Below are 13,786 nucleotides of genomic sequence, written 5' to 3' on the forward strand. Positions count from 1 at the left end.
TTGCAGAGATTTAGGTTCGCTGTCACACTCAGTGAGTGGAAGAGGGCTGCGAAGTGGTTCCGACCACTAGTCAGTTCGCAATCGGCTACGGTAACCCCGTATGCAACTTAATTATCGGGTTGCTCCGATAGAAGTGGCAGAGCATTGAAGCGAATCCTGGCTGCCCTCTTTCACTTCTGCTTAAAATAAGCTGATTTCAATACCAACCGACGAGAAACTACCTGAGACCGCATAACCTTCGATGACCAATCAATCGGATATCGTATTTCCTCGATTATTCTTATATATGCAGTGTGGTCTCTCTTCGGTATTCGATCTTTTTGTATCACCGAGAGTTCATCGAACTTCAAAAGGTGTTCGCAAACCCTATATTCATATCCTCCTTTGCAAAAGTACCTACTTGCAGTGATTACTCTTGTGGTTGGATATCGAGAAAGAAGCTTTCCAAGATACTTAATTATGTCGAGGCTAACACTTTTATTTTGTTTCCGACGGCCACTCCTGAACATATGGCGCCACGCCAAGCGCGTTAACTCTACCTCACCCAAAACCGGTGATTGTATCTTCTGATACCCTTGATAGATGCTTTTCGCTTCCGATCGGCGGTCTGACAGCGATTTTTCACTCTCGTTGATGATTATGCCCTTTGCACCCTCAGGGCCCATCAATCGTGTCGACATAATACGAGCTAAATCATATAACATGGCCGGAGTAACTTTGTGGTGCTCCCCATACACTTGGGTGCCAGTTGAAGCAGTCGGCTTAACATAAGCCCAATAAAGATGACCACAGTTCCGATCTACCCAAACAACGCAGACACCATGGCTTGTTCGAAGTGCAGCTTTCTTAGCGCTACCTTTTAGTTTGAACCCCTTCTCGGTCAATTCGCCAAAAGAAGAACCGGATTTAATTTGGGAAAGCACTATTAGCCGTTCACCCAAGTGCCAGGGATGCTCACAAGAAAGAATTAGATCAATTTTGGCGCCATCTTCTTCCCTAGAGCTCCAGTGCCCTTCACCTCTACACGCCAAAACGAGTTTTGCCATTGCGTATGACTCTGCGTCAGAGCCATTAACACGGTTGTGATAACGGTCTTGATTCGGCACCAATAATTTTACAGAACCTAAAAGACTCGTTGTCTTAAAATTGTATCCTTTAATAAAGGCACCGCCGTATTTGTCGTGAGCGTGGCGCGGGCTCTAGGTTCAATTTTGGCCCTAGTATGCTGGAGCTCAAAGATGCTCCAAAACCCACGCGGGAAAAGCGAATTCTATTTTTTTGCTGGCTGTCTCGAGCGAAGTGGGACCGTATCTATAGCGTCAAATAGGTGATTTAGAAGCCACCGGTCGTCACTGCTAGATTCTCGAATAAAGTTAGCTCTTTCCAATGGCAGTCGATTTCTGATATCCCTAATCATCGAAAGGACTTGATCTCGTAAAGTGGCAAATGCCCGTAAGTCACACTGATACATATCTTCAGAAGGACTAGCCGTTGCATCACAACTTCCCGCAGCACTGACATATACCAGGCCCAAGTTTTCGAACTTGTGATAATTATCGGCAACCCATTCTTGATGTTGGTGTCCTTGTCCTACATCTTTTTTCGAAATAACAGATTCCATGGTCTTATCAGTTTTCAGCTCGAAAGGTATAAGAACTTCCGAATGATCATCTGCCCAAATAACATCTGGACCGAGTCCCTGATCATTGTCTGGCCGAGTCGAGTCAAAACCCAACAAGTCTCCGAGCTCCCTCAAAGCAGCCTCTACTTCGGCAGATGAGCCCCCGTCTAAAGCTCTCATGCCCTTAATACGAGTATTGAGCTCCTTTTCAAATTTATCCTCAGAGTCATACCCAATGATAGAATCTAAAACCTCTCCAAAGTCATTGAACGGCTCATCTTGACCTTTTGCATCGCAAACCCGCGTATAAAGTGGGAGATAGACGTTCCCACTGCCTAGCCTATTCTTCGCTCTCTGATAAGCGATAGCAGCGTTTTCGCGACTCCCCATCCCTTCATAGCAACTGCCTAGCCAAATGCTGTGCCAGCCGGCAAGGGGTGTGTCAGCGCGATTCGTGTCCTCAATTATCCGATCTAACGCTCTACCAGCTCCTTCCAAGTCTCCGTCCCACAGCAGACATGCATGCTCTGATTCGGCAACGGCAGCTGCAGTTAGTCGCTCCTCTACCCTATTAGCACGATCTTCTTTTTCATCTTCGAGCGAACCTTTTTGAATATTGTCGCCATAATATTTTAACCAGGCCGCATCTCTGCCAAGAACAGCATTGACAATTTGTGTAAGTTTTTCTGCACTCGTTACTGCCATTCCGTCTTGAACTAGGTCGCCAAGCTTTATTTGTTGCTGAAGCAATTCGGGCAGGAGAGCGAGATTTCGGTCATTTTTTAACCAGGTGTTTAGTTCATTACCAGTGATAATAAAGACACCATAGTCGTTCCGACCCCGATTTATTCGGCCAAACAATTGGGCAAGTCTGTTCGCCATCTTAGAGGCAAACAGATTTCGCATGTTCAAAAACTCCCACTGATATCGCTCGAGTAACGAGCCACCCCGTGGAAGGTTTTCTATCACCATTACCCGACAGGTATTGTGAGGAAGATCAATCCCGTCCACGCGCTGGACAAGAATGAAAACACCTTCCTTAGCCTCACGAAAATCTTGCAGTTCAGACGAAAAGTTTGCTGGCTTTGGAGGTTTACCTAACGCGTCCCAATGATGAGCCGAAAAATAGCTTGGAGTTGCAAGCACAACCTTGTGCTGTCCTGAAATTGCCTCAACTTCTTTTACACCAACTCCGCCCTCTATTTTTGACCCAAAGAGCACTAAGCGTTCGCCGTTACCAGCATCATTTTTTGGACCTATAGTCGCATCGGGCATCCTTCCATAAGCACGCACAAAATCCGCTTTGGATTTTAACGTCGCTGAGAGATATACCCGTCTCAACGGTCTCTCCAGGCAGTCAATGCGGAGGGAAGGAAGGAAAGGCGGCGTAATCTCGCAACCCTTATTGCCGAAAAAGATCGCACATCTATTAAGCCGGTCTTGAAGATAACTAAAAGGGTATTTAAGGTCCTTATCACCGCCAATGTTATGTCGATTCAGTATTTCCAAAAGTTGCTCACTGTACTTCTGCATCCCGCCAGGCGCGGCCATGACGATTTTCGAATGCTCACCTTTTAGGGCATTACTGAACTCACCATGCCTTCCGAGTTCACGAAAATGCGGGTCAAAGAGTGATGCAACCTCTTCAAACATATCCTCATGAGTATGTTCAGAAAAGCTGAGTGTCATAGCACTACGAATCATATTCTCAGAGACATGAGCATCATCGAAAATTACCGCCTCAGGAAAATGATTTTTGCGAATGCTGCTCAATCCATTAAAAAGCGCATGGTAGGTCGTTATGCAGAATGCTTTTCCACTCTCAAATAAATCGTTGTTGTAACCGCCCGCAACTCGGGTTGTGTGTTGGATTCCAATGCGACTTGCTTCCGCAGAAGTTTGCTCAACCAGGTCAATGGTTGCACAGACATACACGACGTTTTGTAGGCCTTCATTAACCAGGCTCTGCGCAATTAACAATCCTACAAGCGTTTTGCCTGCGCCTGTGTTTAATTCTATTAAAACGTCATTTTGCGATCGATTGTCATTCCACTGACTTAAAGCTTCTGTCTGGCCACGCCAAATATCGTTTGGTGTTCCAGGTAGGTTAGGTAGGCTTTCAAAAATTCGAATCGGGTCAGTAGGAAGCTTCTGGTCTGCCAGCGACCCAAGCTTAGAGAAATCCATATCCATAATGGGCACCTTGCAGGATCTAAGATTTTATAATGCTATGAAGCTAAATTTTATCAGCAGCGTTTCAGAAACCTATCAGGAAACAGAACCTTAAACAATTGGGCACGATACTCTCTAAACGAGAAATCAAGGTAAAAACAAGGGTTACGACACGGGAGTTTAGTTGGCCAATGATCCAAATTGTGAGGTTTCAGGGACTTTACTGAAGAAACGTTATCTCGCAGTTTGGATTTACGGTCTGATTCAGAGGGGTTCTACCTCGTTACTGCTGACACGTCTAAAAGGAGACCCCATGGGCCTTCACCGGACGCCCTAATTGGAGCCTGCTTATGCAGGCGTTGGAGCACCTATCACAGGCCAACCTAAAGAGCCTGTTTCGGCACTGCAAAAAGGTCCGCTTTCCAATGAACGCGGGCTTTTACAGATGCCTTGCCAATGTTCGCTTTAGTGTTTTAAAGCGAACCTACCCCGGTTCAGGCTCAATCCACCCATCGAAATTGTGCGATTTGTCGCCCTTGTAGTGGTGTGAGGTGCAACTGCTTTTCCGTTTCTCGTTCTAGGTGTCCCCGTGCCTAGCTCTGAGAGAGCGATCCACAGCCAAAACCTCACAGGGGAAAATACTGCCGCCGATCATCGACTGCCCCCCCTTCTTCCACACAGAATGTGGCGACCGTGTTAGCTACACAGTTCGTTCAGGTTGAGCATGTCTTGGCGTTGCAATTTAGGTTCAACCCTAAAACGCCCGCACTTGGTAGATCGTCAGATTCGGTTAAGCTGGACCTTCACAATGAATGAGGCAATCAGCATGACCGCGATTATTCTGATGATTATTGGGGCAACGCTCGGCGAGCAACTTGGCACATGGGGAGGCATAGTGGGTGCTTATATCGGTCTGGCGTTAGCAACTCCAACTAAACACACAAGCTCATTCAACAACATTGATTGCGAGTCCGAGAACAACCCAACTTCATCGTGGCTACCGGACTTTCTTCCAGACTCACCACACCTGTCATTACTCAATCCCGAGTTACCCACTTTGCTTCATGACGATATCAGCGATTCTTCAACTCTACTCGACGATCAAATGGGGTTTTCAGGTTCATCCTACATGAATCCTGCCAGCGGACTACCAATGATTGATGACGGTATTGCCGGTTTTGATGTCGGAGGCAATACCTTTGGGACGAGCTCTGATGATTTTCTTTAATTTTCTAGAAAACTCGATCCGATGTCGTCGAAAAACCCCATTTAACGTCACAAAACAGAGAGCCGGCCACATAAGATCTGAACATGAGCCTTTTGAACGGATACTCAGAATCCAATAGGGCTCTCGATACCCAAAAGATCTGGCTGGAGTTCAATATGAGACCCGTTTCAATTAAAACATTCATCGAGATTATTTACTGCGACGACGACAACCCGCCGTCCGAATCGACCATCCGTCGACGAATTCACGAAATCCCTGGGGCATTTCGAGACGGGAGGCGGTGGCGCATCGACCTGGATTATTATCTCGAGGTCATGGACAAGCGCATTCGAGGTCTGCCCGAAAGCATCCATGAAGCGAACTTCCTTCAATCTCTGGCTAATCAGCTTCGGTAACAATGGCACCGCAACGCAGGAAGCCTGGCCAACGATGGTTAGCCCAATACCCGGGCCTCTACATCCGTGACCGTGATGGAATCTTCTACGTTCGCCATCCGGTCACGCGTAAACAGGGAAGCCTACAAACCAGTGACCGCAACGTGGCAATACGCCGCTGGGCTATGCTCCAGCAAATGTGGGAGCAGGAACGGAAAGACTTTGATGCCAGAGAAATGGCAGACAATCTCTCCATGGTCGAATCTGTCGATGCAGCCACTCGGATAACACTCAGAGAATACCTGCATTATTGGCGCACCAAGCTGATTGGTCACGAAGTCGTGAAGGGAAAAATACGCTGGGGCGAATGCAAGGTGTTCAGCCAGCGTGGCCGTAACCGGGGTCGTCCGATTGCAATGGGCACCCGAGCCGACTACGCCGCGGATGCTCAGCAAATGGAATCTAATGAGCATTCCAATTTTTTGCTCTCGGACCCACAACTTCTTCGACGGATCAGGCGCCTCCTCTCCCCCTGGCAGACGAAGCCCACGCACTACAACGGGCTCAGAAACACCTTGTCTCGGGTTTTCACCCAGGCAGTCCAGGACGGCCTCATCGATAGAAATCCAATGCGGGATATCCAAAAGATCAGCGAACCCAAGCGAGAGGTCCTGATTCCGGATGAAGCCTACAAGGAAATCACCGCCCGACTCTGCGTCCATAAAATCAACAGGCGCAAGATGAACGGAACCTGGCGGGCAAAAATCTGCGACATGATTTACATGATGAGCCAACAACCAATCGATGTTTTCGGACTAAAGGAAGATCAGATCAAGGATAACGAGGGTGAGTTTGGCGAAATCCTCTTCGCACGACACAAAACCGGCGTGCCCATCGTTATTGAGATGAACGAAGACCTGAGAGCACTGATCGAATGGTTCAGGGATTGGAAGCGTGAGCAGGAAATCATTTCGCCATATCTGATGGTCTACCCTCGATATTTCAATTTCAGGAGTCGCACAAAACCGGTGCGGCACCGTTTCATGCAAATATCTTGGGCAAAGGCCTGTGAAGAGGCCGGATACAAGGGTAAGTATCAATTGCGAGACTTGAGGAAGAAGGGCTTAACTGATGAGTTTTTGTCCCAGGGAGAAAACAACAAAGGTGGTCACGAGACCGAGGCAATGCGCAAACACTACCGATTGGTTCGCCCGCCAGAGCGATCAAAATCGACTCTGAAATCGCTCCGCGATCCGGAAAATCCATGAATCGTTGTCGCCATTTTGTCGCCATGATGTCGCCATCAAAACACCGGCTCTGGCTCGAAACTGGTAACTAACTGTAAATAAAGGTAAAGAAATGGAGGCGCGGGTCGGAATCGAACCGGCGTACACGGAGTTGCAGTCCGCTGCATAACCACTCTGCCACCGCGCCGGTAAAAGTTCGAAGGGGATTCGATACTTTTATGCTCTCAGGTGGGCATTGAGAGACTGTGTTGATTGGAGCGGGAAACGAGATTCGAACTCGCGACCCCAACCTTGGCAAGGTTGTGCTCTACCAACTGAGCTATTCCCGCTTGATCAACGAGGGCGTATTCTACGGATTCGCTCGTTTGCGTCAACCTCTTTTTTCAACTTTCTGTTTTACTTCAGGTTCTTGATTATTTTTCACACAAGGAACCGGCGCCCCGGTGTAGAATTTCGGCTAGTATCAGGGTACGTTCCCCATTTCCCGAACACAGGCACAGGAAGTTTCGATGCCGTCACCCGGCCAGCTCGACTATCAATCCGATCGCCTCGTCATCTCGGGCGACTGGACGCTGCCGAACTATGCCAGACTGAAACGGGCGGTGGAAACCGCGCTCGCCTCCGGGAAAACGGTGGACGAGTCTCCGGACCTGACCTCCATCGGGGCTCTCGACACCGCCGGCGCTTCCCTGCTGGCGGACCTTCTGGGTTCCGGAAAACTGATAGAGCTGACCCATGAGACATCCACCCTTGCGCCGGAACGCCGGGATCTGCTGCGGCTGGTGGCCGATGCCATGGCTGCGCCCGATGAGGAAACGCCCCACCGGGGTTCGGCGCTCATCGCCTTCCTGGGCCGTGTTGGCCAGCAGGTTGAGCACTACTGGGCCCAGCAGCGCCTGCTGATGGGGTTTACCGGGCAGATCCTCGGAACAATGGTCACCATCGCCCCAACCCCCTGGCGCTGGCGCATGACGTCCCTGGTCGCCCATATCCACCAGACCGGCCTGAATGCGCTACCTATTGTTGCCCTGCTGACGTTTCTGGTGGGTGCGGTGGTGGCCTTCCTGGGAGCCACCATTCTTGATGATTTTGGCGCCACCATTTACACCGTCAATCTGGTGGCATTTTCTTTCCTGCGGGAGTTTGGCGTGCTGTTGGCAGCCATTCTGCTGGCAGGCAGAACGGCCAGCGCCTTTACGGCACAGCTTGGGTCGATGAAAGCCAATGAGGAAATTGATGCACTAAGAACCTTCGGGCTCAGCCCCATTGAGCTGCTGGTGATTCCCCGGGTTCTGGCGATGGTTATCTCACTACCGATACTGACCTTTGTCGGTATGATCAGCGGCATTCTTGGCGGGTCACTGGTATGCGTGATGGTGCTGGATATCTCCGCGCCTCAGATCATCAATATCCTGGAAACCAAGGTCCGAGTGGTTCACTTCCTGGTGGGGCTCGGGAAAGCCCCCGTATTCGCCTTTGTGATCGCCGTTATCGGTTGCCTTGAGGGTTTCAAGGCCAGTGGCAGTGCGGAATCAGTCGGCGAGCACACCACGTCTGCCGTGGTACAGTCGATCTTTATGGTCATTCTGCTGGATTCCATTGCTGCGATTTTCTTCATGGAGATGGGCTGGTGAGTCAACACCCCTCGCAACAGGAAGTGGTGATCAGTGTCCGGAAGCTTTGCAACCGCTTCGGCACCAACGAGGTTCACAAAGATCTGGATCTGGATCTCTATCGCCGCGAAATACTGGGTGTGGTTGGCGGCTCCGGGACCGGCAAATCGGTATTGTTGCGCAGCATTGTCGGGCTGCATCAGCCGGACTCAGGCGCCATCGAGGTCTTCGGCGAGGAGTTGCAGGCACTCTCCCCTGACCAGCGTTCCCGCGTTGAGCGACGTTTTGGGGTGCTGTTCCAGAGTGGTGCCCTGTTTACCTCGCTGACCCTGCAGGAAAACGTTGCCCTGCCCCTGATCGAGCACGCCAGGCTGTCCCGGGACGACGCAGAACACCTGGCACGGGTAAAACTGGCACTGGTTGGCCTGCCGGGCAGCGCCTGCAACCGGGTACCCGCTGAACTCTCCGGAGGCATGGTCAAGCGCGCTTCACTGGCGCGGGCGCTGGCGCTGGACCCGGAGGTGCTGTTTCTGGACGAACCCACTGCCGGGCTTGATCCCATCGGTGCCGCCGCCTTTGACCGGTTGATTGTTACCCTGAGGGACGCGCTGGGTTTCAGTGTGTTTCTGGTGACCCATGATCTGGATACGCTATACAGTACCTGTGACCGGGTGGCGGTGTTGTCGGATAAACGGGTACTGGTTGAAGGCCCCCTGGAGACCGTGGAAACCACCGACGACCCGTGGATCCGGGACTACTTCCACGGCCCCAGGGGCCGGGCTGCCCAGGGGGCGCGGCCGGAAACTGACGGAGCGTACAAATGAACCGGGAGACCTGCTGAGATGGAACCCAGAGCACATCATGTCCTGATCGGGCTGTTTACGCTTGTCTTTCTGGCCAGCGCGATGGTTTTCGCGTTGTGGTTGGGCAAGACCAGTAGCGACCGGGAGTATGCCTGGTACGAGGTTGTTTTTGATCGTGGTGTGAGCGGGCTGTCCGAAGGCAGCCCGGTCAAATACAGCGGTATAGAAGTGGGCGACGTATCGGAACTCAGCCTGGACCCGGAGGATCCCCGCAACGTGAGAGCCCTCATCCGGGTAGACAGCGAAGTACCGATCAAGGAAGACACCCGGGCAGGCCTGGCCCTGACCAATATTACCGGCAGCATGAGCATCGAGCTGGAGGGTGGGAATCCGGACAGTCGCACCCTGGAAGGAAATCGCAACGCTCCGCCCTCCATCTATGCCGAGCCGTCAGCCTTCAGCACACTCATGTCCAGCAGCGAAAAACTCTTTGCCAAGCTTGATGATTTGATGACGAACGCCAATGCCATGGTCACTCCCGATAACGCTCGCCATCTCAAGCGCAGCCTGGAAAATCTCGACACGATTTCTACAGGCCTGCTGGAGCAGCGGGACGAACTCAGCAGGCTGGTGGCCAGTTTTGACCAGCTTAGCGGGCAGACCGAAAATACCCTGGAGACGTTTCGCCGCTTTGGTGTAACAGCCAATTCCATGCTGGACAATGAGGGGCGGCAGCTGTTCACCACCGCACAGAGCGCCATGAACTCCCTTGAGACCACAACTACGCGGCTCGAGGAGATCACTGCCAGAAATGAGGGATCACTGGACCAGGGCATGCAGGGTATCGGTGAACTGACCCCTGCCATGCGGGAGCTGCGCCATACCCTGCGCAGCCTCAACAGCGTGATTTATCGTTTCGAAGACGACCCGGCCGGGCTGCTGCTGGGCCGCGATCCTATCCAGGAGTTTGAGCCGTGACAGCCACACCGATGCGTTTATTGATAACCACCATGGCAATGCTGTCCCTGGCCGCCTGCACAATATTCCCGGACAGGCCAGCCCACCAGATTTTCCAGTTACCGGCGCCGGAACTGCAGGCCAGCCCCGCCGCTGGCATCGACAGCGTGTTGCGGGTATCGACACCGCTGGCCGTGGCCCCTGTCGACAGCACCCGCATTCTGGTCAAACCGGAAGCTCATGAAATCCAGGCCTACCAGGGAGCCCGCTGGAGCAACCGGGCGCCGGTGATGATCGGAAACCACCTGGTGGAAGCGTTCCGGCAGGACGGGCGCCTGAAAACCGTGGTCAGGGATACCAGTGCGGTACGAAGTGATATGGCCCTGATGGGGGATCTCACGCGGTTCCAGGCAGAGTATGAGGATGGCAATCCTGTTATTCATCTGCAGCTGGACCTTCAACTGGTTGACGAACGCAGCCGGGAAACCATAGCCAGCAAACGCTTTACAATCAGCCATCCCGCTGGAGAAGCCTCTGTGGAGAGTGTGGCGGAAGCCTTTGGCAGGGCCAGCAATGAACTGGCCCGGCAAGTTGTCAGCTGGGCTGCGGACGAGCTTTGAGCCGTATCAGCCTGTTTTCTTCTCCGGAAACAGATCGGGCCAGGCTGCCTTGAGATACAGAATCATTGACCAGAAAGTCAGCACCGCCGCCACGTAAAGAAGCACCGTGCCTACATGGGTCCAGACCACGCCGGGCGGAAACGCCAGGAGTATGATAATGGCTACCATCTGGGCCGTGGTCTTGATTTTGCCGATGTAGGACACCGCCACACTCGCCCGGCTTCCGATCTCTGCCATCCATTCCCTCAAGGCGGAAATCACGATTTCCCGGCCGATAATCACCGTGGCCGGAATGGTAAGAATGAAACTGGCATGGGATTCGATCAGTACCGTCAGGGCAACGGCCACCATCAGCTTGTCGGCGACCGGGTCCAGGAAGGCACCAAACGGTGTGCTCTGGTCCAGTTTCCTGGCCAGGTAACCATCCAGCCAGTCAGTGGCCGCCGCCAGCCCGAAAATGCCCGCGCTGACCAGATAGCTCCACTGGGCCGGCAGGTAATAGATGATCACGAACACCGGAATCATCAGAATGCGGGAGAGGGTGAGTATATTCGGTAGATTCATGCGTTCCCTATTCGTCATGCAGTACTGCGTAGATGGTTTCTGCCAGGTTCCTGCTGATTCCCTGAACCTTGGACATTTCGTCGACACTGGCTTTGCGTAGCTCCTGAATGCCCCCGAAGTAACGGATCAGGTCACGGCGCCGCTTCGGCCCCACCCCTTCGATACCTTCAAGGGTAGACTGCCGGCGTTTTTTGTCACGCCTGGCCCGGTGCCCGGTAATGGCAAAGCGGTGTGACTCGTCACGGATATGCTGGATCAGATGCAAGGCCGGGGAGTCCGCCGGTACCCGGTAAAGGTCACCGGTCATGGCATCGATCAACTGTTCCATGCCCGCACGCCGGGTGACCCCCTTGGCCACGCCGATCAGCGGAATATCGGTAATTCCAAGTTCATCAAACACTTCCCGGGCAATGTTCAACTGGCCCTTACCACCGTCGATGAACACCAGATCCGGGCGCTTGCCCTCGCCTGCCACCATGCGCTTGTAGCGCCGCGTCAGCACCTGGCGCATGGCGCCATAGTCATCGCCGCCGGTCACGCCTTCAATGTTGTAAAGGCGGTAATCGCTTTTCAGTGGCCCATTCTCGTCGAAAACCACGCAGGATGCGACCGTGTTTTCACCATGGCTGTGGCTGATATCGAAGCATTCCATGCGGGATGGCGTTTCGGGCAGGTCCAGCAGATCCCGCAGGGCCAGTAGCCTGCGGTACACGGTTTCCTTGCTGGCCAGGTGCGTCAGCAGTGTCTGGCGGGCATTGGTCATGGCCAGTTCCAGCCAGCGACGCCGTTCGCCGCGCACATTCTTGCGCACCCGTGTATCACGGCCCGCGGATTCTGTCAGCGCCTGCGACAACAGTTCCTGCCCGTCCACATCCACCGGCACCAGAATGTCTGGCGGGATCTCCCGGCGGGTGCTGCCGCCGAAGTAATACTGCCCCAGGAACGCACTCAGCAGCTCGCCCTCGGACTGTTCGATACTGTATCGCGGGAAATAATCCTTGGTGCCCAGAACCCGGCCACCACGCACGATGATCACCACGATACACACCACGCCTGCATCCTGGGCAATGGCCACAACGTCGGCATCGCCCCCTTCACCGTCCACACTCTGCTGTTCCTGCACATGGCGAAGGTGGTTGATCTGGTCCCGATAGGCCGCGGCTTTCTCGAACTCCAGGTTCTTCGACGCCGTTTCCATCGCTGTCAGCAGGTCCTGCAGGATCGCGGGGTTCTTACCCTCCAGAAACATGGTGGCGTGACGCATGTCTTCCCGGTAATCCTCGGGAGAGATAAAGCCCACGCAAGGGGCGGTACAGCGGTTGATCTGGTACTGCAGACAGGGCCTTGTCCGGTTCCTGAAATAGCTTTCACTACAGGACCTTATGCGGAATATCTTCTGTAGAATATTAAGACTTTCCTTGACCGCACCCGAGCTTGGGAACGGCCCGTACCAGGTGCCACCACCCTTTTTCGTCCGCCCACGGCGGAACGTCAGCGAAGGGTAATCATCGTGGGAGGAAAGGTAGATATAGGGATAGGATTTATCGTCCCGCAGCAGAATGTTGTAAGGCGGCCGCAGGGACTTGATCAGATTCTGTTCAAGCAGCAGGGCTTCGGTTTCACTGCCGGTGATGGTGACTTCGATGGAGTTGATGCGGGAAACCAGCGCCTCGGTTTTCGGGGCCAGGCCGGATTTGCGGAAATAGCTGGTAACACGCTTTTTGAGGTTACGGGCCTTGCCCACGTAGAGCACGTTGCCGCCGGCGTCGTACATACGGTAAACGCCGGGCCGCTCAGTCAGTTGCTTCAGGAAGCTTTTGGTGTCGAACTCCCTGTTGTTCTCTGCCCCGGCAGCATCAGCGGGGGAGTCAGGCCTTGTCGGCATCGAGCAACCCGAGCCTGACCGCCATCAGCGCCAACTCAACGTCACTGGAAATTTCCAGCTTCTCGAAAATCCGATAGCGGTAACTGTTTACGGTTTTTGGGCTGAGGCAAAGCTTGTCGGAAATGTCCTGAACTTTCTGGCAGTCCACCACCATCATGGCAATCTGCATCTCACGTTCAGACAAACGGTCGAACAGCGACAGCTCACCATCTTCGTCCCGTGCGTCGCCCCCACCAAGCTGCTTGAGCGCCATCTTCTGGGCAATTTCAGGGCTGATATAGCGTTGGCCGGAGTGAGCCATGCGGATGGCCCGGACCATTTCCTTGATATCGGCACCCTTGGTGATGTAGGCCGATGCACCGGCCTGCATGACCCGTGTGGGATAGGGATCATCCGCGCAGGCGGTCACAACAATCACACGAACCGCATCATCTATGCGAAGTATCCGGCGTGTCGCCTCCAGCCCGCCAATGCCCGGCATGCGGATATCCATCAACACAATATCCGGGCTGTCCTTGCGCACGAAATCGATGGCGTCCTCACCAGAGGAGGCCTCGCCGATGACTTCAATGTCGGGGTTATCCGCCAGCATCCGGGTAATACCGGACCTGACCAGTTCATGGTCATCTACAACCAATACCCTGATCAAAACTCACCTCGCACGCGGCTTTATAGGAATTCGCGAATTGTACCGGTTAAGGC

Annotated in this window: 12 protein-coding genes and 2 tRNA genes; 7 read left to right on the top strand and 7 right to left on the bottom strand. The window is 53.2% G+C overall.

Annotation, left to right across the window (positions count from 1 at the left end; all coding sequences use genetic code 11):
- Positions 1–170: 170 nt before the first annotated feature.
- Positions 171–1,046, bottom strand: a complete 876-nt coding sequence (locus HLUCCO03_RS05770) for a hypothetical protein (RefSeq protein ID WP_197025670.1) — start codon at positions 1,044–1,046, stop codon at positions 171–173.
- A 224-nt stretch (positions 1,047–1,270) separates the two neighbouring features.
- A complete protein-coding gene (locus HLUCCO03_RS05775) occupies positions 1,271–3,814 on the bottom strand; it encodes a DEAD/DEAH box helicase family protein (RefSeq protein ID WP_197025669.1) in 2,544 nt (847 codons plus the stop codon).
- 805 nt (positions 3,815–4,619) lie between these two features.
- Between HLUCCO03_RS05775 and HLUCCO03_RS05780 the strand changes: the two genes are divergently transcribed.
- The 3 genes from HLUCCO03_RS05780 (at position 4,620) to HLUCCO03_RS05790 (ending at position 6,663) form a co-directional block, all read left to right on the top strand.
- A complete protein-coding gene (locus HLUCCO03_RS05780) occupies positions 4,620–5,021 on the top strand; it encodes a hypothetical protein (RefSeq protein ID WP_155939925.1) in 402 nt (133 codons plus the stop codon).
- Positions 5,022–5,104: 83 nt separating this feature from the next.
- Positions 5,105–5,416 carry a hypothetical protein gene (locus HLUCCO03_RS05785; RefSeq protein WP_027831911.1) on the top strand — a complete coding sequence of 104 codons (312 nt, stop codon included), beginning with the start codon at positions 5,105–5,107 and terminating at the stop codon, positions 5,414–5,416.
- A gap of 2 nt (positions 5,417–5,418) precedes the next feature.
- A complete protein-coding gene (locus HLUCCO03_RS05790) occupies positions 5,419–6,663 on the top strand; it encodes a hypothetical protein (RefSeq protein WP_292016630.1) in 1,245 nt (414 codons plus the stop codon).
- 92 nt (positions 6,664–6,755) lie between these two features.
- Here HLUCCO03_RS05790 and HLUCCO03_RS05795 read toward each other — a convergent pair.
- Both HLUCCO03_RS05795 and HLUCCO03_RS05800 read right to left on the bottom strand, forming a co-directional pair.
- Positions 6,756–6,829, bottom strand: a tRNA-Cys gene (locus HLUCCO03_RS05795).
- A gap of 66 nt (positions 6,830–6,895) precedes the next feature.
- Positions 6,896–6,971: transfer RNA gene (locus HLUCCO03_RS05800), tRNA-Gly, on the bottom strand.
- A 180-nt stretch (positions 6,972–7,151) separates the two neighbouring features.
- On the opposite strand from HLUCCO03_RS05800, the gene HLUCCO03_RS05805 reads away from it, so the two are divergent.
- From HLUCCO03_RS05805 to HLUCCO03_RS05820, 4 genes are read left to right on the top strand one after another with little or no spacing between them, the layout of a single operon-like run.
- Entirely contained in the window at positions 7,152–8,276 is a 1,125-nt protein-coding gene (locus HLUCCO03_RS05805) for an MlaE family lipid ABC transporter permease subunit (RefSeq protein ID WP_027831909.1), read from the top strand.
- Entirely contained in the window at positions 8,273–9,079 is an 807-nt protein-coding gene (locus tag HLUCCO03_RS05810; protein ID WP_027831908.1) for an ABC transporter ATP-binding protein, read from the top strand. The genes HLUCCO03_RS05805 and HLUCCO03_RS05810 overlap by 4 nt, the downstream gene beginning before the upstream one ends.
- Before the next feature lie 18 nt (positions 9,080–9,097).
- Entirely contained in the window at positions 9,098–10,036 is a 939-nt protein-coding gene (locus tag HLUCCO03_RS05815) for an MlaD family protein (RefSeq protein WP_027831907.1), read from the top strand.
- Complete coding sequence (locus tag HLUCCO03_RS05820) at positions 10,033–10,635, top strand: ABC-type transport auxiliary lipoprotein family protein (protein WP_155939923.1); 603 nt, start codon at positions 10,033–10,035, stop codon at positions 10,633–10,635. Before HLUCCO03_RS05815 ends, HLUCCO03_RS05820 begins: the two co-directional genes overlap by 4 nt.
- 6 nt (positions 10,636–10,641) lie before the next feature.
- Here HLUCCO03_RS05820 and pgsA read toward each other — a convergent pair whose 3' ends face one another.
- From pgsA to uvrY, 3 genes are read right to left on the bottom strand one after another with little or no spacing between them, the layout of a single operon-like run.
- Complete coding sequence (pgsA, locus tag HLUCCO03_RS05825; protein ID WP_027831905.1) at positions 10,642–11,199, bottom strand: CDP-diacylglycerol--glycerol-3-phosphate 3-phosphatidyltransferase; 558 nt, start codon at positions 11,197–11,199, stop codon at positions 10,642–10,644.
- Positions 11,200–11,206: 7 nt separating this feature from the next.
- Positions 11,207–13,084, bottom strand: coding sequence for an excinuclease ABC subunit UvrC (uvrC, locus tag HLUCCO03_RS05830; RefSeq protein ID WP_027831904.1), 1,878 nt, complete (start codon positions 13,082–13,084; stop codon positions 11,207–11,209).
- Positions 13,068–13,733: a UvrY/SirA/GacA family response regulator transcription factor gene (uvrY, locus tag HLUCCO03_RS05835; RefSeq protein WP_027831903.1), complete on the bottom strand. Its 666-nt coding sequence runs from the start codon at positions 13,731–13,733 to the stop codon at positions 13,068–13,070. Before uvrY ends, uvrC begins: the two co-directional genes overlap by 17 nt.
- Between the last annotated feature and the right edge of the window lie 53 nt (positions 13,734–13,786).

It is taken from the genome of Marinobacter sp. HL-58 (assembly GCF_001314605.1).
Lineage (GTDB): Bacteria > Pseudomonadota > Gammaproteobacteria > Pseudomonadales > Oleiphilaceae > Marinobacter.